The 21074-nt window shown below is 65.3% G+C and carries 10 protein-coding genes; 1 reads left to right on the forward strand and 9 read right to left on the reverse strand.

Translation table 11 applies throughout. The features are described 5' to 3' along the window. Position 1: 1 nt before the first annotated feature. The 9 genes from AC6LJ9_RS18410 to AC6LJ9_RS18450 form a co-directional block, all read right to left on the reverse strand. Positions 2–2602 (reverse strand): autotransporter family protein, encoded by a 2601-nt coding sequence (locus AC6LJ9_RS18410; protein WP_498148687.1) that lies wholly within the window; start codon positions 2600–2602, stop codon positions 2–4. A gap of 203 nt (positions 2603–2805) precedes the next feature. Next, entirely contained in the window at positions 2806–4257 is a 1452-nt protein-coding gene (locus AC6LJ9_RS18415) for a TolC family outer membrane protein (RefSeq protein ID WP_498148688.1), read from the reverse strand. Beyond that, positions 4257–5681 carry an HlyD family type I secretion periplasmic adaptor subunit gene (locus AC6LJ9_RS18420; protein ID WP_498148689.1) on the reverse strand — a complete coding sequence of 475 codons (1425 nt, stop codon included), beginning with the start codon at positions 5679–5681 and terminating at the stop codon, positions 4257–4259. Before AC6LJ9_RS18420 ends, AC6LJ9_RS18415 begins: the two co-directional genes overlap by 1 nt. A gap of 2 nt (positions 5682–5683) precedes the next feature. Next, positions 5684–7867 (reverse strand): type I secretion system permease/ATPase, encoded by a 2184-nt coding sequence (locus AC6LJ9_RS18425; RefSeq protein ID WP_498148690.1) that lies wholly within the window; start codon positions 7865–7867, stop codon positions 5684–5686. 25 nt (positions 7868–7892) lie between these two features. Beyond that, positions 7893–10562: an SPM autocatalytic domain-containing protein gene (locus AC6LJ9_RS18430; RefSeq protein WP_498148691.1), complete on the reverse strand. Its 2670-nt coding sequence runs from the start codon at positions 10560–10562 to the stop codon at positions 7893–7895. A gap of 39 nt (positions 10563–10601) precedes the next feature. Beyond that, the gene (locus AC6LJ9_RS18435; protein ID WP_498148692.1) at positions 10602–10955 is read right to left on the reverse strand and encodes a hypothetical protein; all 354 of its coding nucleotides are present in this window, start codon (positions 10953–10955) and stop codon (positions 10602–10604) included. A gap of 342 nt (positions 10956–11297) precedes the next feature. After that, positions 11298–18827, reverse strand: a complete 7530-nt coding sequence (locus tag AC6LJ9_RS18440) for a calcium-binding protein (RefSeq protein ID WP_498148693.1) — start codon at positions 18825–18827, stop codon at positions 11298–11300. A 36-nt stretch (positions 18828–18863) separates the two neighbouring features. Further along, complete coding sequence (locus AC6LJ9_RS18445) at positions 18864–19517, reverse strand: imm11 family protein (RefSeq protein ID WP_498148694.1); 654 nt, start codon at positions 19515–19517, stop codon at positions 18864–18866. 752 nt (positions 19518–20269) lie between these two features. Then, entirely contained in the window at positions 20270–20716 is a 447-nt protein-coding gene (locus tag AC6LJ9_RS18450; protein ID WP_498148695.1) for a hypothetical protein, read from the reverse strand. Between the two features lie 97 nt (positions 20717–20813). On the opposite strand from AC6LJ9_RS18450, the gene AC6LJ9_RS18455 reads away from it, so the two are divergent. Continuing rightward, entirely contained in the window at positions 20814–21059 is a 246-nt protein-coding gene (locus AC6LJ9_RS18455; protein ID WP_498148696.1) for a hypothetical protein, read from the forward strand. Positions 21060–21074: the final 15 nt, after the last annotated feature.

Genomic DNA, 21074 nt, shown 5'->3' on the forward strand with positions numbered 1-21074 from the left:
CTTACCAGAGGTAGCCCGCGTCCACCATGCCGCCGTAGCCGTGCTGGCCGCCCCGGCCCTCATAGCCGAAAACGTGGCCAGCCACCAGCAGCCTGTGATTGACCCGTCCCTCGGCCCCCAGGGTCAATTCCAGGCTGTCGCGCGAGGACGCGGCGGCCAGCGTGTTGGGCCCCATCCGCACGGACGGCGTATTGAAGCGGTGCAACCAATCCAGTTCCAAGAACGGACGCACCGCCGGCGCCCCCGCGATGGCCGCGGGATACATGCGCACGCCAGCATGCGCGTCCCAGGCGCCGGGGTTGCCATCGCCCATGCGGGTCCCCTGCAGCACGGCATCCTGCGCATCGTAGTGGCTGTAGACCAGCTGGACATGCGGCTCGACAACGAGCGGCCCCAGCGGCGATCGCTCGGCGAAAGGCTGGAGCGCATAGCCGGTTTCGGCCGAGGCGCTCCACAAGGTGGCGTCGTAGCGCGCCGACCCCAGCTCGCTGTCGATCCGGTTGTTGAAGCGGCCGTACTGCAGCCAGCCGTCGGCATAGGCGCCCATGCGGCTGGCGTCATCCTGGTAGTACGTGCCATACACGCCCGCCGAATAGCCGGACACCTTGCCGCGCGCCCGTGCCTGCGCCGTCGCGCCCCCCGGCAGCGCCAGGCTGGAGGTGGACGTCGTGCGCGCACTGCCGTAGCCGCCCATGAGCCCCAGGTGCACCGCCCCCTTGCCGCCCAGCGGCGCGGTCAGCAGGTCCCCGCCCAGCTGCACGATCTGGCTGCTGCGCTCGATCCCGACACGGCCTTCCGCCATGCGCAGTCCGCTGTCCTGGCGGCCCTGCACGCGCGTCCAGATACCTCGATACGCGGCTCCGCCCTCGGCAGAGGCGTCCCTGGCCTCGCCGCAAGCGCCGCATGACGGCACGCGATCGTGCAGGCCATGGGTGAAGAACGCGGCGCTGGCCAATTGGTTGCCGATGTAGGCGCCGCTCTCGGGCGACACGTTGCGCCAGGGCGCGGCGGCTGGCAGCTGCGGCTGGACGGCAACCTGCGGCGTCATTTCCTGCCGCTGGGCGGGAGCCGGCGGCGCGGGCGTATAAGGCGCGGAGGTCAGATACCAGTCTGGCGCCACGCCGCCCTGACCGCCGCGTACCAGGCTGTATTCGTAGCCGTTCACGGCCAGCGTGCCGGCGCCTTGGCGAAAGCCGGTCGAGCCCGCATCCAGCCGGAAGGCGTCCGGCGTCGTCGTGCCGCCATGAAGCGTCTGCACCACCCGGATGCCTTGCTTCGTCTGCGCCCCGCTTCCGCCGGCATTGATGATGCGCAACGAAGCGCCGCCCGTGACCGAACCGCCATCGATCACCAGCCGGTCCGTGGGCGAAGCGTCATCGCCCAACCGCGTATTCAGCACCAGCAGCCCGCCATCCACGTACCGATTGACGGTCAGGGTCTTGAAGCCGCCGTTGGCGCCCGGCGCCACGAACGCGACCGTACCGGCATTGTCCAGCAGCGCCAGCGACGAATCGGCGCGCACGTTCCAGACGCTGGACGCATCCACCGCCAGACGATTGACCCGGCCGCCGCCGCGTTCGACCAGCGCGCCGGTCAGCACCGAGCCGCGTCCGAGCGTGATGTCCGCGCTGCCGCTTTCGATCAGCACGTCGCCGTTCAGCCGGGAAGCCGCGGCGTCCAGCTGGATGCGCCCCGTGGCGATATCCGCGTTCGCGGCGCTGCCGCTGGGGGCGCGCAGACCGCTGGCCTGGCCGGTGGATTGCGAACGCAGCAGCACGCCCCCCTCGAGCGCGCCTGCGCTACGCGCATTGATCTCGGCGCCGTCCAGCGAAAAAACATGATCGCCACCCGCGGCCAGCAAGGCCACGCCGTCCTGCGTCTCCACGCGACTGCCGCGCGTCAGCGTGATGCTGTTCCGGCTGCCCGCCTGGGCCGCGTAGCTGGAAATGCCGCGCGCGTCCGCGCCCTGCACGCTGATGCGGGTATTGGCCAGGTCCAGCCTGCCATTGCTCACCACTTCCGCGCCAGCGGTGCCCCGCGCCACGGTGCGGATGTCGCTGCCGGAGGCCGAGATCACGGCCCCCTTTCCCACCACGAGCAGGCCGCTGGCCAGATAGCCGTGCGTCACGATGGATGAATCCGTCAGATCGACGCTGGCGCCTGCGCCGCTGGCCACCGCCCCTAGCGCGCCCTCGTCGAAGGTTTCGACGCGCACCCTCGTGACACTGATGTTCGCCGAGTCATGGAGCGGATCGGCCTGCAGCCCGATAGCGTCGTCGCCATGGGTGGTCACCGAGCTGTCCTGCAACGAAACGGTGCCGCCGCGCGCACGGACGCCCCCCACCTTGTTGCCTGGATCCGTCGTGCCCGTCGTGATGGTTATGTTGCTGCCGGTCACGGTGTTGGATTCACCCACGAGGTAAATCGCCGGACCCGGTCCGTCATGGTTGATCGTGTCGCCCGGATTGATCACGACATGGCGATTGGACGAGGCTGAGGTCACGAAGACCCCGCCCCGATCGGCGCCATGGCCGACAAGGGGAAACGTCGCCAGGGCTGTGCCGAGCAGCCCCAGCATGAGGGAAGGCGGATATTTGGACATGGCGAGTCCTTCTGGATTGGGCGGGCATCTCATGTCTCCACCGATCCAGCTCTGGCAAGCCTTACTGAGGATGTGGCCGTGTCCGCGATGGCCGATGCAACACTTCGGACGATCCCAGTATTTCGAACCCAGGAATATCAGACGGTTCTGAAACCTCGACGGCTATGATCCCCCAATTTTGGTGAACCAGGCGCCGAACCGCCTCACCGCTTCTGCATCCTGCTCATGGGCATCGTGGAAGCCCCCGAATCCTCGGGAGCATCCGCAATCACCGTCCGGACCTTGCGCGCCGCGAAATAGCCATCCACCTCGCGCACATCGCCCGCCGCCAGCGTACCCGCCAGCTGCCTGACCTTCAGCCCGGCCAGCAGATACGCGTAACGCGCCTGCGCCAGGTTCTTCAAGGCGTCGAAATAGCGCTGCTCGGCATCCAGCACATCGGCGTTGACCCGTTCTCCGCCCGCTACGCTCTTGCGCACGGCAACAGTCAGCTCGCGCGCGGAGTCCACCGCCAGCTGGTAGGCGCGCAGCTTGGCGACGCTGCTGTTGTACAGGTTGAACTGCTTGCGCAGCTCGTTGAGCACCTCGCGCGTCTTGGCGTCGTTCTCGTAGCGCAGCCGGTCGCGGTTGTCGACGGCCTGCCGAACGGATGACGACACGCCGCCGCCGGCGAAGATCGGGATGCTGACCTGCAGGCCGAACGAATTCGTCACGTACTTCTGCCCGTAGGTGCTTTCAGAGCTGGACTTGTCGCGGCCGGCGCTGGCATAGGCGCTGACCTTGGGCATGTGGCCGGCGCGGGCCTTGCCGATGGCGAGGTCGGCGGCATCCGCCGAATGGCGCAGCGCGATCAGCTCGGGGTTGTGCGCCAGCGCCTGCGCGCGCCAGTGCTCGAAGTCGTTCGGCGCCAGCGGCCGCACCGCGAACTGACCGCCCAGCGCGTCCAGGTCGGCGGCGTCGATCGGCTCGCCCACCATGGCGGCCAGCGTGTTCAGCGCCGCGTCCAGGTTGTCCTGCGCCTCGATCTCCTGCGCCAGCGCCAGGTCGTAGCGCGCCTGGGTCTCCAGCACGTCGGTACGATTGCCCTCGCCAGCCGCCAGCCAGCGCTCGTTCTGCGTCTTCTGCGCTTCATAGGCGCGCTTCTGCACCCGCACCAGGTCGATCTGGTCGGTGGCGTACAGCGCATCCATGTAGGCCTGCGCCACCCGCACGGCCAGTTCCTGGCTGCGGCTGCGGAAACGCTCGTCGGCGTGGCGCGCCTGGGCCACGCCGTAGTAGTAGGAAGAGATGGCCTCGTAATCGAAGATCGGCTGCTGCAACGTCAGCGAGGACGAGCTGCTGCGATAGCTGCGGTCGGTGGTCTGCTCGCCGAAAAAGGTGGGCTGGGTCACTTCCGAACGGTTGCGCCCGTTGCGGTACTGGAACGCCATGTTCGGCAGCAGGCCGGCCCGCCCCTTGTTGCGCTCTTCCAGGCCAGCGTCGCGTTCCTTGCCGGCGGCCAGATAGGCCGGATCGTTCTCCAGCGCCATGCCGTAGAACTGCATCAGCCCGGCCGCGCCGGCCTCCGGCGCGCACAGCGCCAGCAGCAGTCCGGCGCACAGCATGCCCACTACGGACCCGGCATCGCGCCACGAATATCCCCGAATCTCGTGCATCAGCGCTCCCGGATGCTTTCCATGCCGTACTGCATCAGCGGATCCAGGAAATACTCGATGACCCGTCGCCGGCCCGTCTTGATTTCCGCCGTCACCGCCATGCCAGGAGCCAGGCGGATATCGGCGCCGTTGACCGCGATGGTCGAGCGCGCCATCTCGACGCGCATCGAATAGACCAGCCCACGCTTCTCGTCGTTGATGGCGTCATCGGACACCGACTTCACCGTGCCCGGCACGATGCCGTACTTGGTATACGGAAAGGTCTCGATCTTCACCTCGGCTTCCTGCCCAGGCCTCACGAAGCCCACGTCCTTGTTCTCCAGGAAGGCCTCGATCTCCAGCAGATGCTCCTGCGGCACCACCAGCATCAGCGGCTGCGCCTCGGTCACCACGCCGCCCACGGTGCGCACGGCCAGCTGCTGCACCGTGCCGGACACCGGCGCGGTCAGCCGGGTCAGATGCTCGGATTGACGCGCCTTGACCAGGTCCTGCTCCAGCAGCGCCATGCGCTGGCGCGCCTCGTTCAGCCGGTTCAGGCTGGCGTGTCGGGCATCGGCGCGCACGGTCTCGCGCTGCTGCCGCGCCTCGGCGATGGTCGCCTCGATCTCTTTCAGCCGGCTGCGCTGCATGGCCAGGTCCGATTCCTGCTCGATGCGCTCGCGCTCGCGCTCCAGATAGGCGTTGCGCGCGACATACTGGTCGCCGGCCAGCTCCTTCAGCGACTCGGCGCGCTGGCGCGCGATGGGCGACGTGCGCTCCAGCTTGCGCGCCAGCGCCTGCGTGGTCTGCAGCTCGGCCTGGCGTCGCGCGATTTCGGCGTCGATGCCGGCCAGCTTGGCCTGCAGCGCCAGAAACTCGGCGCGCGCCAGGCGCCGGACGTCCTCGGCCGCCCTGGGATCGGCCTGCACCGGTTCCAATACCGGCGCGCTGCCCTGGTCGATGGCCACCAGCATGGCCTCGGCATGGGCCGCCTGCAGCGCCCAGGTCTGCAATTCGTTGACGATGCGCTGCTGCTCGGCCCGCGTCACGGTGCCGTCCAGCTCGATCAGCAGGTCGCCGGCCCGCACCGCCTGCCCTTCGCGCACATGGATGGCCTTCACGGTGGCGGTGCCGATCGGCTGCACCACCTGCGTGCCTTCGCTGGGAATGATCTTGCCCTGCGCCGTCGCCACGATATCGACCCGGCCCAGCACCGACCACGCCAGCGCCAGCGCCGCGAAGGCGATCAGCAGCCACATCGCCACCCGGGGCGCGGGCGACACCGCCTGCTGCTGCAAGGACAGCGCGGCGGGCAGGAACTCGGCCTCGTCGCTGCGATAGCGCGTGCGTTCCCACGACTTGCGCTCGCGCCAGGAAGCGGCGAACACCGACCCGTACCGGCGGACCAGATCACGCCACGCGCCCAGTGCATGTCCCAGCGCCATCGCTACCCCTGCTGCATGCGATACAGCGCGGCGTACTGCCCCTGTTCGCGTTGAAGGAGGTCGGCGTGCGTGCCTTCCTCGACGATATCGCCGCGATCCATCACCACGATGCGGTGCGCGTCCTTCACGGCGGACAGCCGGTGCGCGATGATCAGCACGGTGCGCCCGCGGCTGATCTCGCGCATGTTCTGCTGCACGATGCGCTCGGACTCGTAGTCCAGCGCGCTGGTGGCCTCGTCGAAGATCAGGATGCGCGGATTCGACAGCAGCGCGCGGGCGATGGCGATGCGCTGGCGCTGCCCGCCCGACAGCGTGGCGCCATGCTCGCCCACCATGGTGTCGTAGCCTTCCGGCAGCTCGGCGATGAACTCGTGCGCGCCGGCCAGCTGCGCCGCCTGCATCACCCGCTGCAGCGGCATGCCGGGGTCGCTGAGCGCGATGTTGTCGCGGATGCTGCGGTTGAACAGCACGTTCTCCTGCAGCACCACGCCGATCTGCCGGCGCAGCGAGCTGGCGTCGATGGTGGAGATGTCCACGCCATCCACCAGCACCCGCCCCTGCTCGGGCTGGTACAGCCGCTGCACCAGCTTGGTCAGCGTGCTCTTGCCCGAACCCGAACGGCCGACGATGCCCACGGTCTCGCCCGGCTGAACCCGCAGCGACACGCCGCGCAGCGCCGGCTGCGCGCCGGGCCGGTAGCGGAACTCGACCCGGTCGAACTCGATGCCGCCCTGCACCGGCGGCAGGGCCGGCCTGGGCGTATGCACCTCGGTGCGCGTGTTCAGGATGTCGCCCAGCCGCTGCATCGAGATGCCCACCTGCTGGAAATCCGTCCACAGCTGCGCCAGCCGCATCACCGGTCCTGCCACATTGCCCGACAGCATGTTGAAGGCGATCAACTGCCCCACGGTCAGCTGCCCGTCGATCACCAGCCGCGCGCCCAGCCACATGGTGGCCACCGTCACCAGCTTGCTGACGAAGGTCACGCCGCCGTTGGCCACGGTGCCGATCGCGGTCGTGCGAAAGGCCGCCTTGACGTAGGCCGCCAGCTGGTTGTCCCATTTGCGGATCCACTGCGGCTCGACCGCGCTGGCCTTGACCGTCTCCACGCCGCTGATCGTTTCCACCAGGAAGGACTGGTTTTCCGCGCCGCGGTTGAACTTCTCGTTCAGCCGCGCCCGCAGCGTGGGCGTGAAAGCCAGCGACAGCACCACGTAGCAAGGCAGCGACGCCACCACGATCAGCGTCAGCCAGACGCTGTAGTAGGCCATCACGGCCAGGAACACGATGGAGAAGAACAGGTCCAGCACCACCGTGATGGCATTGCCGGTCAGGAACGAGCGGATGTTCTCCAATTCCCGCACCCGGGCCACGGAATCGCCCACCTGGCGCGCGCGGAAATAGCCCAGCGGCAGGTTCAGAAAATGCCGGAACAGGCGCGCGCCCAGCTCCACGTCGATGCGGCTGGACGTGTGCGCGAACACATAGCTGCGCAGCGCGGTCAGCACGACCTCGAACGCCACCACCGCCAGCAGCCCGACCGCGATCACGTCCAGCGTGGTGAAGCTGCGGTGCACCAGCACCTTGTCCATCACCACCTGGAAAAACAGCGGCGTCACCAGCGCGAAGCACTGGATGACGAAGGACACCAGGAACACTTCGAGCAGCAGCTTGCGGTAGCGCACCACCGCCGGGATGAACCAGCTGAAGTCGAACTTGGCCAGCGCGCCGGTGATCGAGGCGCGCGAGGCCACCAGGATCAGCTCGCCGGTCCAGGTCCGCTCCAGCTCATCAAGCGTCAGCTCGGTGGGGCCGCTGCGGCGCGGATCCTGGATCAGCGCCTTGCCGGCATCGACGCGCGCCAGGATGAAGAAATTGCCTTCGCTGTCACGACCGATGGCCGGCAAGGGCGTCGTCGTCAACCGATCCACACGCACCTTGGCGCGACGGGCGCGCAGGTCCAGCTTGCGCGCGGCGAGCAGGATCTCGGTCACGCCGAATGGCGCGCCATCGGCGCGGAATTCGTGAGCCAGCTGGTCCGGGTCGGCGGCGACCTGGTGGTAGCGGGCCAGCATGGCGAGGCAGAGCAGGCCGGTGTCGGGCGTGGCCGTGGGCGCGCCATGCGGCCCGCGCGCGTCCGCCGGTTGGCCGCCCGGCCCGCCAGATGCTTCGTCGATGTGCTTCATCTTGCCGGGCGCCTCGTTCCTTCCCTCATTGCAGGCTCGCGGCGACAACGGACAACGGTAGGCCGACGCCATGAGTCGGCAGCGCCAACCCGCCGCTGGCCGGCGGCGCGAATCCGGCCATCGCCGCCACCAGGCCTTCGAGCTTCGCATCGGCTGATTCACCGCCCGCTGACGCGGCAGGCTCCAGACGGCGCACGGCACTGGGCTGAAAGCGCAGCGTCAGGTCTCCGACCAGCATTTGAGAGCCGTCCGCCATTCGCGCTCGTGAGGTACCGCCAATCTCCGAGCCGTCCGCATAGCGGACTGCGGATTCCGTATCCGGAACCAGGCCGATCGCGCTGATGCCGGCCTGGTCCAGCGTCTTCAGCTCGTCCGGCGTTGCTGCGCCGTCCTGGTCCAGGTCTTGCCACACGCGAAACGCCCGCCATTGCTCATCGGTGCCATCCAACACGCCGTCGTGATTGGAATCGAACAGCAGGCGCAAGGCAGACAAGTCCGTGATCGTGTCGATCCCGGCTCCCGGCGGCTGCGCAGCCAGCTCGGCCTGCCATGCTTGCGGCGTCTTCCATTGGGCGAAGGCAAGCTCCTGGGGCTGGTCAATGCGGCCATCGGCCTCAGGCCCCAACCCGGCGCCACGATCGATGACGAGAAAACCGTCGCCAGGGCCCACCCACGCCGTCCTGTCTGGAATGCCGTCGCCGTCAAAGTCGAAGCGGGGGCCAGCCATATCCAACGGCTGATCAGTGTACGGGCGAATGTCGAAGACGCCGTTTCGGTCCAGATCGAGCACCACCGGCGGCGCGCCGCTAGGTCCACTGCCATGCGCACCCATCAGCTGCAATGCCGCTTCCCAGTTCCCCGCCGTCTGGCGCAAGGCTTCATCGAAATCCGGGTCGTTCCAATACACCCTGACGGGCGGCAGCACGATGATTCCATCGTCCGTCGGCGGCACCGAGCCTCCGGAAGGAAACGTCGGCAAGGGCAGGCGTATCACGCCACCACCAGGAGCACCGCCAGATTCCTGGCCTCCTGCTTGAGTCGGCGGATTGCCGGCCGCGATCCGCGCTTCCTCCGCCCTCTTTCTCTCTCTTTCCCGCTCGGCTTCGGCGGCGATGCGATCAGCGGCGATGCTTTCCCACCGCTTGCGTTCTTCAGCTTCATCGCGCGCTTTCACCACCTCCGGCGGAATGAGTGCACCTTTGTCGTCATAGTGCTTTTCCAGCACCCGCTTGCCGGTGTTGGGATCGTAATAACGCTCGACGCGCCCATCCGGCTTGACGTCCGTGGTCTTGACCAGGCGGCCGTCAGGCGCATAGACGCTCGTCGAATAGCGGACTACGGCATCGCCTGCCCATTCATCGATCGTCCTCACGCCCGTGACGCCATTCTGACCGTACTCACGCTCTTCGATCACCTTGCCGTTCTGATTCACCGTGATGTCGCGGCCGGCCTCGACCATCGTCACGATGCTGCTGTCCGGACCACGGGATACATAGCGCAAGACGAGGTCGCCGTCTGCCTGGGCATTGCCATTGCCGGCGCTCGTATCGCTGAACTGCTTCAGATAGTCCTGACGGGCCTGGGCGGAATCCGCGTTGACCAAGGTGCCGTCGTTCAAACCCAGCGCGACCAGTTTCGCGATGTCGGCTGGCATGTTCCTGGCCGCGAGGTCCTGCTCCACATGACGGAAATGGCCGACCTTGCCGTCGATATCGCCGTAGCCGAGCAATTTGATCGCCTGCCGGGCGGCGCCCCATATGCGTTCCACCAGCGCGTCGCCCGCCGCTCCACCGATCACGCCGCCGACGATGCCGCCGACCAGGATGCCAGCGATGGCCACCGGCGTGCCGGCCAGCATGGCCCCCGCCAACGCGCCGCCAGCCATGCCCAGCTGCAACCCGCCATAAGTCCGGGCCGCCAGTTGCGCCATCACCTCGCTCGCGCGCCCGGCATCGCCCTTGCCCGCGGCCTGTGCCGCCTCGGCCGAGCTGGTGCCAATGTCGTAGATCAGGCTGGCCAGGCCCAGGAACTTCAGCCCGGCGCCAAGCTTGGACAGGATCGTGGTGGTCGTGGTGGTGCCGTCCTTCATCACGCGCATCACTTCCGCGTCGCTGAGCAGCTTGCCGGAGAGCGTCTTGGAATAGGACGGACTGGTCGGATCGAATACCGGCGGCTTGCTGATGTTCGCGCGCTGCTCCGACGTCAGATTGCCGCGCACGCCTACCTGGTTGATGAGATCCGGCGTGCTCAACGTGATCGCCGACGGCTCGAAGCCAAAACCCTTGATGCTCTGCCCGCCCTTGGTGGGAACGCCTCGGAAAAAGCCGTCGTCGGATGCTACCGCGACCACGTTTCCGGCCTTTTTCTCGGCTCTCATGCGCTCGAGAATGGACGCGTCCCCACCGTCCAGGCCAAGGGTGGGGGAACGGTATTTGGCGTCGCGGGCCACGGTTCCCGCAAGCTTGGATTCTTGAAATCGCGAGTACGGCAAGGACTCTTGCGTCTGAACAGATGCGGCCCCTTTCGAATCCAACCAAGCCTGAAGGCCTGTTCCGTTGGGTCCCCTGCGTATTTCATCTGCGACGACATCTGTCACGACGAGCGCATATCCGTCAAGCCTGGCCAAATTCTCCATTTGATCCAGGTAAGACTTGCCACCGATAGCCCAAGCTCTCGACAGGAAGTCGTTGTCCAAAAGCAAAATCTTCCGCATCGCCCGCGCCCCTGGAATCAATCAGTTCAAGCCAAGCGCAGCCCGGCGAGCCATGCGAACGCGCCCTGCCAGCCGAACAATGTCGCGGTAGTCAAATCTCTCTTTGTATTCAAGCGACAGGGCTCCCATTTCCATGTCGGCAGCCGGAGCATCGGTAAGATCCCCCGTCGTCAGTTCCAGCTGTTCAAGCTCCGACCAGTCTTGAGGAATTCGCTGCTTCAGATATGCCACGGCTGCAGCCACCTCCTCATCGGACCACTGGTAATGAGCCCAACCATCCCCCCGATCGGCACCCTGCTTCTGTTCGTTGTCCATCGCTCCCCCTGGATCCATGACTTCCGTCACGGCGAACGCTTGTCCGCCATTTGCGATCAAGCCCAATGTTCCACGCCGCACACTTCCCCCTCAGCAGTCCAACAGAACCGCACCAACCAAAGTGGCATCGATTCCGTTATCCGGGGAAGTTCGCTCGTTGAATGAAACCAGGCTCATATTTCGATACTTGGTTTCAGTTGGTATTGAGTGCTATTTATATTTAAGCCATGCAAGCATGGAACTTTTATTGCAATCCGGAAAACTGAGACTGATGCTGTCGCCGCCTCACGGCTTCGCATGCGTCTTGGAATTGGCGCCTTGTTCCAGCCTGACAATCCACGCCCCGGCGGACCTACCGGCCCGCCGGATGCTTGTCGATGAGCTACATGCCGCCCCCAGCGATCATTGCCAGTTGGCCGCCAGCACCGGGTTCAGCGCCGCCGCGTAGTTCGGCGGCAGCGTGGTGACGCCGCTGGGAGGCGGCGTGAAACCGGCCATCGCGTTCACTAGGTTGTCGACCTTGGTGTCCAGCAAGAAGCGGGAGCCGGCCTGGAATTTCTCGACGTGGTGCTGCTGCCCGGCGTACCAACGCTCCACCGTCACCCGGTTCTGCGTGCCGATGACGCTGACCTCCAGGTCCTCGCCGACGCGCCGGAACCAGAGCTGGTCGAAGGTGCGCCCTCCGAGCACGGCCACGTCGACATCACCGGGATCCGACTCGGTCTCGATAATGCGGTCCTGTCCGAACTCCTGGGTGAAGAAATAGCGGTCGCCACCCAGACCGCCAATCAAGATATCGTTGCCACCCATGCCGTTGAGGATATCGTTGCCCTTTCCCGCGCTGAGGATATTGGCGGCATCGTTGCCCACCATACTGTTCAGGGCGTCGTTGCCGGTACCGTTGATAGCATCGTTGCCTCTCAACGTCAGGCCTTCCACATGCTCCGGCAGTGTGAAGCTGATCGTCGACTCCACGCGATCCCCGCCCTCGCCCGCCAACTCGATGATGCGGTCCAGCGGACTGTCGATGTAGTAGACGTCATTGCCCTTGCCGCCGATCAGCGTGTTGGCGCCGTCCCCGCCATGCAGATGGTCGTCGCCATCATTGCCGATGAGGATATCGTCGCCGTCCAGCCCCCACAGCACGTCGTTGTTGCTGCCGCCTTCCAGGATATCGTCGCCGGCCGTGCCGGTCAGCGTGAGCGGACCGTTGACCACGCCCGTCCAGCTTCCCGACATCGCCGTCTTCAACGCCAGCGCCTGCGCGGCCGTCAGGTTGAGCTGTCCCAGCGGCGGCGGCGTCATCCCCGCCATCGCCGCGACCAGCGCCTCGACCTTGTCCTCGCGCAGGATGGCGCCCTGCGTGGTGGTGAACTGCTCGACGCGGTAGCGCGCGCCCAAGAACCAGTTGCTGATCGTCACGCCGCCGGCGGTGCCGATGACGCGCACCTCCAGGTCGTTGCCCACCCGGCGGAACCAGAGCTGGTCCGCCGCGATGCCTTCGCTGAAGGCCACGACATCGCTGTTGCCGGCGGTGTCGTCGTCCTCGATGATGCGGTCCATGCCGCTGTCTCGCGCAATGACGTAGCGGTCGTTGCCGTCGCCGCCGATCAGCGTGTCGTCACCACCGCCGCCGTTGAGCGTATCGTCGCCGCCGCCGCCGCGCAGCGTGTTGGCGGCGCTGTTGCCGACCAGCACGTTGTTGCCGCTGTTGCCCGTGCCGTCGATGGCCTGGTCGCCCGTCAGATACAGCAGCTCGACATTGTCGGCCAGCGTATGGCTCACCGAGGCGTAGACCCGGTCCAGGCCCTGCCCGGGCAACTCGATGATGACGTCGTCGACGCTGTCGACGTAGTAGGCGTCGTTGCCATCGCCGCCCATCAGCGTGTTCCTGCCCGCGCCGCCATAGAGCTGGTCGTTGCCGTCTCCGCCATACAGCGCATCATCGCCATCGCCGCCGTAGAGCTTGTCATTGCCGCCATGGCCGTACAGCACGTCGTCCCCGGCGCCGCCGGTCAACACATCGTCGCCCGCGCCGCCTTCCAGGCGCACCGCCTCGGGCCGCGTCAGGCCCCAGGCAGTCTTGACCGCCGGCCATAGCGCGCTCTGCTGCTCCGCCGTCAGGCCGGCCTGCGGCACGGTCGGCGACAGGGCGGCCATCGCGTCCACCAGCGCCTGCACCGCCTCGGCGCGTAACAGCGCGCCGCTGGCGGCCTGGAAGATCTCCACCCGATACTGCGTGCCCAGGAACCAGTTCGTGACCGTCAAGCGATCCGCCGTGCCCGGCAGCGAGACCACCAGGTCGTCGCCCGAACGCGAGAACCACAGCTGCTGCACCTTGACGCCGGCGCCGAACAGCACCGTGTCGGTGTTGCCGACGGTCAGGTCGTTTTCGACGATACGGTCGGCGCCGTAACCCAGGTCGAACAGATAGGTATCGTTGCCCGCGCCGCCGATGAGCACATCGTTGCCGCCGCGGCCGTCCAGGATGTCGTTGCCCAGCCCGCCATTCAGCACGTTGTCCTGCGCATTGCCGTACAGCTTGTCCGCGTAGGCCGAGCCCGTCACATTCTCGAAGTTCGACAGCCTGTCCGTGCCGCCCATGCCGTTCTGCGCGCTGCCGGCCGCCAGGTCCACCACCACGCCGACGCCCGCGCCGGAATAGTCGATCGTATCGATGCCCGCGCCGCCGTCCAGCGTGTTGTTGCCGGCGCCGCCCGCGATGCGGTCATTGCCCGCGCCGCCCATGATCACGTTGTCCTGCGAGTCGCCCAGCAGCACGTCGTCGTAGTAGCTGCCGGTCAGATTGCTGGCATGCAGATAGCCGTCCGCGGCGCGCGTCGTCAACGAGTCCAGCTTGATCGACACGCCCGCGCCCATGCGGCTGAAATCCACGGTGCGCGCGCCGAGCAGGTTGTCGTAGAAGGACAGGTCCGCCAGCGCCACGCCGTTCAGCCGCAGCTGCGCGGCCTGTCCGCCCGCCGTCGAATAGGACAGGACCACGCCGTTCGGGCCGACCGTGACGTAGGCGCTGTCGCCGCCCGGCTGGAGCAGCCAGATGCGGTCGGCCGACAGGCCGGTGCCAAAGCCCAGCACGTCATCGACGGTGCCGGCCGCGGCCTGCGCGAACAGGAACACATCGCGGCCCGCGCCGCCCACCAGGCGGCGGTTGGCGCCGCTGCCGGCGATCAGCAGGTCGCCGCCCGTGCCTGCCTGCACGGTCTGCCCGCCGGCGGCATAGTGCGCCTGCTGGAAGTTGTCCAGGCCGCGCAGCGAGCCGATGAAGCTGCCCGCGAAGCGGGCCGCGTTGTTGTAGGCATTGGTGCCGTGCTGCCACACGGACAGGAACGCCTGGTAGCGAGCGCTGTCGGTGCTGGAATAGAACGTCGTCTCGTAGTCGTACCAGATGCCGCGATCGACCGTCTGGCGATACTTCGCCGCCGGCTCCGCCCCCGTCAGGTACTGGCGATAGACGGCCAGCTGGGAATACAGGCCGGCCAGGGTCGCGCTGTAGGCCTGGTAATTGGCCAGCGCGGTCCACAACTGCGCGCTGAACTGCTGCGCGGCCTGCGCCGCCGCCGCGGCCGACGCGGCCGTGGGCGCCGCGTTCGAGGCAACGGCGGCGTTCAGCGCCGATTGCCTGGCGGTGAAGGCGGTCTCGTAGCTGGCGGTGTACGCGGCCAGCTGGTTCACGCTGCCGACCAGCTGGTTGCCATAGGCGGTCAGCGTGCCGACCTGCCCGGCGGGGCCTTCTCGCAAGAAATCCCGCACGCCGTAGTCCTGCATGTTGCTGGTGACGCGCAGGTTGTAGTAGAACCTGCCGGCTTCGGCGCCGGACAACTCCACGTAGCTGGTAACGTACGAGGGGCGGCCCAGGACGGGACTGGGGTTGCTCCAGTCGTGGAAGGTCAGCATGATCAACTCGCCCGGCTCGGCGGACGAGGTGTAGCGGTACAGGTGCCAGCGCTCGGGAATGGTGATCGGCGTCACCGTGGCGCCGAGCTGGTTGGCGGACGCCATGTAATTGGCCAGGTTGTTGCGGTCCCAGGCGGTGGAGCTGGCGACCGAGCGGACTTCGGAGAGGGAGGTGGCGACCTTGCCGCTGTTGAGCAGTTGGCGCGTCTCCAGCGCGACGTCCACGGGATCCCCGACCACGGGCAGTTCATAGTCCTTGCGGAAAAAGCCTTCCGCGTTCACGGCGACTGGCCTGGGCAGGCCGACGGCCGGGTTGAATTCGGGATAATCGGCGCGCCAGGCCTGCATGGCGCCAGTCAGCGCCTCGATAGCCGCGACATCCATTCGCAGGCCGTCCGCTAACTCCAGGATCGCGACCTTGCGGAAGGCATCCTGATACCAGCCTTGGACGACCAAGGCGTCGTCCGTTCCCAGGATGCGGATCCAGAGGTCATTGCCCTGGCGTTCGAACCACAGATCGCTCGGGCGCAGGTTCGCGCCCAGGATGATCCGCGAGCTCGGGCCGCCATTGGCAGCGACGCCGTTCTGCACGGTATCAACGCCATAGCCGCGGCCGAACAGATAGACATCGTTGCCGCCACCGCCAACGATCATGTCATTGCCAGCCTTGCCATCCAGCCAGTTGGCGCCGCTGGACCCGACGAGCCTGTCGTTCCACACCGAGCCGGTGACGTTCTCGATGTTGACCAGCGTCGAACCAAGATCGTCCGAGCCCGCCATCAGGTTGACCACGACGCCCTTGTCCGATTCCAGATAGGAAACGGTGTCGACGCCGGCGCCGCCGTCCATGTAGTAGCCCGTTCCCGTCACCACCAGCGTGTCGCGGCCGGCACCACCGCGCAGCACACTCTTCCACGCGCCGCCTATCAACCAATCGCCATAGTTCGACGCGATCAGTTCGTTGACGTGCACCAGCCCGTCGAACATCAGCGTGCCCCGGAGGCTGCGCACGCCGCCGGCCGTATCGTTGACGAAAGACACCGAGGTCACGCCCGCCAGATTGGCGAACAGGTCCAGCTTGGCGATGTCCGCGCCCATCAGCAGCACTTGCTTGCCACCCGTCACCAGCTCGACGCCGCCCGCGATCCGTCGCAGGAACACCTGATCGGCGACGCCGGCCACCTGCACCTGGTCGCCGCCGGCGCCCGTCTGGAAACCGTGCAGCGTGACCGATCCGGCGGTCTGACTCAGGATCAGATGATCCACGTTGCGGGACAGCGAGAAACTATTGCTGCCCGCGCCCGCCAGCATCAGGTTGAAACCGTCGCTCAGCGCCACGTTCTCACCGTTACGGCCCAGATAGACACGCGTATAGCCCGCGGACTGCGCGAACGCGCCCAACAGCTCATCGAGGATGATCTTGCGATCCGCCGCATGCTGCAACGCCTTGGCATACGCGGAGAACGTAGCCGCCGCGAACCGGGCGTCGCTCGGCGACCAGTAGGTCATGCCTCCGGGAATGTGTTCGTTATAGGACGCGTTGACCGGCACCAGCCGGTTCAGCTCGATCCGCAGCTGTTCCAGCCTGCCGCCTAGCGCCTGGGTCTGACCATGCGCGAGCCAAAAGGCGTCGACTGCGGCGCCCAATGCGTTGGCCGCCGTCCTCGCGGTGGACAAGGCCTGCAGCCTGTCGGCATCCTTGCCCATGAAGTTGGCGACCGCCGCCGCGGCACCCGCTTCGGTGATCCTGCCGAAAGCCGAGTCCTCTTGCGTCGCGGCGGCCGCGATCGAACCGTCGACGGCGGCGCTGTCCTGAATCCACGACACCATGTCTCGGCCGGCCGTACTGCCGACCTCGACATTGGTCGACGTGTACATGGTGATCAGCGAGGCATCGCGCGTCTGCAACAGCGCATTGGGATGTCCCTGCCACGTCCGGCTCCGCTTGTTCTGCATCCATTGCTGCAGGCTGGCCACATCCGCCGAAAAATCCTGCTTGATATTGGCGAACACCGAGACGGCCGCCCTCACCTGCCCTTGGGCCATGCCGGCATAGCCCTTGGCGATGTACTCCGCATGGATCGCCGCTCCCTGATGCGGCGCCCAAGCCGCCGCGGGAACAGCGGCGGTCGCGGCATTGGCGGCGAGCGAGCGCAGCTGCGGGCCGGAGGGCGTGCGGACGATGTACCACAACGTCACCTCGATGATGGATGCCGCCTCGGCCCAGCGGCGCTGCGAAATCGACGACAAGGCCTGGTTCAAGGTGCCGGCCTGGGACCAGGCCAGGTACACGCCGTTCATGATGTTCCCGCCCAGCACGATTGGCGCCCAGCGGTCGGAAACGCTCTCCAGCGCCATGCGCGTGGCCAGGTGCAGATTGCTCGCGGCATTGTCGCGGGCTTCATTCACGCCCGCCGCCGTCGTGATCCGCCCGTTGATCCGCAGCGCATCCGCGGCAGCGCGCGCCGCTGCTTGCTGGGCCGCGTTCTGCGAGGCCGTCGACGACAGGAACGCGCCGGGATCGCCAGAGGTGTATGTTTTTCCACCCATCTCCATCTTGACGATCTGCACGACGCCGTCGGGAGACAGCTTCGAATTCACGGTAACGCCGGGACCGGTGTTGCGCTTGGAGATTTCTCCGCCCTTGAATACGATCTGCTCGTCCTTCCCTGGCAAGGTCACGATCGTCTCGCCATTGACATACGTCACTTCGGCGCCCGGCGGCAGCCAGCTGAAGTCGATCCCATCGACCTTCATACCCTCGACGCCGCCCCGGCCGTAGAGCACGTTCTGCCCCTCCGAGGACGGAATGAACGTCTCGTTAAGCCACTGGCTGAATGCTTCCTTGGAATCCTTGTACTGCTTGTAGCCCTCGCTCTCCTCGATGCTCTTGGCCACTGCCACCAGCTTCTTCAGCGAGAGGTTGTCCGGATACAGCGATCCGTACAACTTGATCAGGCCGATCATGTCGTCGCCGGCGAGCAGCGCATCCCATGCCTGCTTGGCCCAGCCGAACGGCAGGACCATGCTGACGGCACCGTTGAACGCGGCTTCGCCCGCCATCTGGCGCAGGCCTTGCTCGGTCACTTCGATGCCGAGTTCGCGCCGCGCTTCGTCGAATGTGACGCTCCTTCCAAGTTCGGCCGCCATCACCTCTTGAGTACGGAAGATGGCCTGCGCAATGCCCACGGCGAAAAATCCCAGGATGCCCGTGCCAATATGGCCGGCAACCATCTTGCCCCACAGCGTTTGCACATGGGCCTTGGCGAATATCGACGTTCCGCTGGTGTTGATTCCCAACTCGCGCTGCATGGCGCCGATAACATCTTTCGGTTTCTGATACGTAGCGATGTCGAGCATGCTGCGCGAACCCGGAGTCGCGTCAAGAACGCCAGCCCCGGCTCCCGCGTGCACGCCCAACTGGAACTTGCTGCCTTCAATGAAGGCGGGGTGCTCCGTGATCCTCGAATCCCAGGTCAGTGTCTTCTCGTTGAAGAACTCTCGATAGAAGTTGTCCCAAAGTAGCTTCGAGTCCAGATCCACACGTACTTTGTCCGTCGTGTTGAGCTTGATGCCGGATCCCGGATTGGATAACTCGACCTTGAGAAAGGCGACTAGTCCATGAATTTCTGCTGCCTTGGCGGCGAGCCAGGACTCCCTCGATGGATACCCGGACCAGTTGTTGGAGCTGTTGCCCAACGCATACTGCGCATCGTAGTTCCGCAGAATATCCGAGAGGGTCTTTGAATAGGCAGGATGGCCGCCAGAGTGGCCGGCAGTGCCGACCCGATCACGCCCTTCTGCCGCAGTGACGACCACATCGCCGATCTTGCTGGCCAGCGAAACGCCGTTCACCCTGTAGTCGGCCTGGCCCCACAAACCGGCGCGCTCCATGGCTTTCAGAGCATCCGAGCCTTCGAATACCGCAATCGGAATCACGTGATGACCTTGATAGGTCACGTCATTCACTTTGGGTAAATCGAGGTTCTTGAATTCCCACTGTTCTCTGTTAGCCATTTCCACTCTGAATTTAACGTGACGGTGAAACCGCGTCTATCCGGTCCTATCCACACACTTCTTGTCAAAGGACCAGCCGTCCAGTCTCTCTAATTTGAGGAAATCCCGGAGTTCGTCTGAGCAGAAATAGGCGTTCCAGCCGACTTTGATCGGACTGTCCGGATTCACGCCGAAATCGCTCGGCAATCGCCATAGAGGGTGGTTGGCGACCACGCGTTTATCGATAACGCAGCGGTCATTGGAGATCGACGAAATCCTGCCCGCGCTGTCTTCGTATCCGGCTCGACCGCGTCCCTTGGCAAATTCGGTCTCTTCAATAACGATCGCGTCCAGGCGCGGCGGAAAAACCCAGTAGTACGTTCCGTAGCAGTGATCACGACTTGGATCGCTTAGTCCCCAAAGCTCGAATGGCTTGAAGCCGCAGTCCCCAGGTGCCAGCAACTCCAGTCGGTCCTTGATTGCCTCGCAAACAAGAAAAGGACCGACTGACCACCCCAGGATGGCCGGAACACCTCCCTTGCGACGTTCTGACACACGCAACACTCTGGGTGCGTTCCACTCTTCCTCGTCTTCGATGGCGAGGGGCATGTCAGCATTCTTTCTAGCTTTGATTCGATCTTCCAGCGGAGGATCGAACTCCTTGTCTACGGAAGAACCGGAGGTGACATCATTGCTCAACAGATAAGACATGTTCTTTCCATTCATGGTCCAGGCATGACCGCTCATAAATAGAGGCGGTTTGCGCTTCACTGCCTCCGCGACACTACGGCGTGGTAATGGCTTTGCAAGGCGCCCGTGCTCCATCCATGTTCCGATTCGACTTTAACGCGCAGCCATACGGCCATTCCCGCTCAATCTGCGAGCAATACCGGGATGAGTGGGCCGTACTGCAACCATCGCCTTCTTATTGGACCATTCCTCTCACCACCAGCGTCATGCCATCGCCCGCACCATGCCGCACGTGATGACTCACGCATGTCCGCGCACAGCTTGAGGGCTTGTGATGAATGCGACAGGATAAGAAAGAACTTTGAAAGCAAAATGAATGAATCGACCCAGATTCCGAACCTATCGTCATAAACGAGAAACACAGAGCGCTCATCTGATTACTCGCTTAGAAAAATCGATTCCTCACCGGGATAGAGCAGATGCGACCAGGGGGCTCGGGACAATCGAATTGATGATGCAGATCCGGAAACCAGGCCCGCAGGCAGAGGGGCCGACCGTCACCGCGCAGGCGCAAGCAGTAGATCGCGCAATCGCCGCTCCTGGTCGAGTCGACCTGGCTGCGGGCAGCGCGCGGAATGGACGGTCTACCGCCTCGCCAAGCAGCCCAGATCGGTCTGGTACCGCAGGTTGCTCAAATCCACTGGCCGACGTGTCTCAGCAGGCGTGGATCTCGCGGGTGTATTGGGTGTCGCGCATGCAACTGAGGAAAGACGCTACCCAAGGATCATGCCGCGGTGCGGCTTGGATAGGCGCCATGGAAACGCCAAGCGCAAAAAAGCCGGTACGCTTGCGCGATACCGGCTCTTGCCGATCATGTCGTCGCCGGCGAGCAACGCATCCCATGCCTGCTTGGCCCAGCCGAACGGCAGAACCATGCTGACGGCACCGTTGAACGCGGCTTCGCCCGCCATCTGGCGCAGGCCTTGCTCGGTCACTTCGATGCCGAGTTCGCGCCGCGCTTCGTCGAAATCGACCGGCCGGCCCAATTCTGCGGCCATGACGTCTCTGGTTTGAGTGATCAACGTGACGACCCCGACAACCAGCGCCGCGAACATGGCGGGGTTCAGCTTGCCCGCTACCCCCTTTGCCCAGAGCGTCAATATGTTGCGCTTGGCGAACATCGAGGTCCCGCTGGTGTTTATCCCCAACTCGCGTTGCATGGCATGCCATGACATCTTTCGGCTTTTGATGCGTCGAAACGTCGAGCATGCTGCGCGAACCCGGGGTCGCATCCAATACGCTTGCGCCCGCTCCGGCGTGAACGCCAAGCTGGAACTTGCTGCCTTCGATGAAGGCAGGATGCTCGGTGATTCTGGGGTCCCAGGTGAGAGTGCTCCTATTGAAAAACTGGTTATAAAACTCTCCCCACAACACCTTGGAATCCAGATCCAGACGCACCCTATCCTTTGTGTTGAGCTTGAGGCCGGCCCCGGGATTGGACAATTCCACTTTCAAAAGGGCAACCAGGCCATGGATCTCGGGGGCTTTGGCCGCAAGCCATGATTCCCGCGACGGGTA

It is taken from the genome of Achromobacter sp. 1011811831, from assembly GCF_059760905.1.

Bases quoted from the DNA above. Each gene is read 5' to 3' on its own strand.
- AC6LJ9_RS18425 (WP_498148690.1), bottom strand. From the start codon at position 7,867: ATGAAGCACATCGACGAAGCATCTGGCGGGCCGGGCGGCCAACCGGCG.
- AC6LJ9_RS18450 (WP_498148695.1), bottom strand. From the start codon at position 20,716: ATGCAACGCGAGTTGGGGATAAACACCAGCGGGACCTCGATGTTCGCC.
- AC6LJ9_RS18445 (WP_498148694.1), bottom strand. From the start codon at position 19,517: ATGTCTTATCTGTTGAGCAATGATGTCACCTCCGGTTCTTCCGTAGAC.
- AC6LJ9_RS18410 (WP_498148687.1), bottom strand. From the start codon at position 2,602: ATGTCCAAATATCCGCCTTCCCTCATGCTGGGGCTGCTCGGCACAGCC.
- AC6LJ9_RS18415 (WP_498148688.1), bottom strand. From the start codon at position 4,257: ATGCACGAGATTCGGGGATATTCGTGGCGCGATGCCGGGTCCGTAGTG.
- AC6LJ9_RS18420 (WP_498148689.1), bottom strand. From the start codon at position 5,681: ATGGCGCTGGGACATGCACTGGGCGCGTGGCGTGATCTGGTCCGCCGG.
- AC6LJ9_RS18440 (WP_498148693.1), bottom strand. From the start codon at position 18,827: ATGGCTAACAGAGAACAGTGGGAATTCAAGAACCTCGATTTACCCAAA.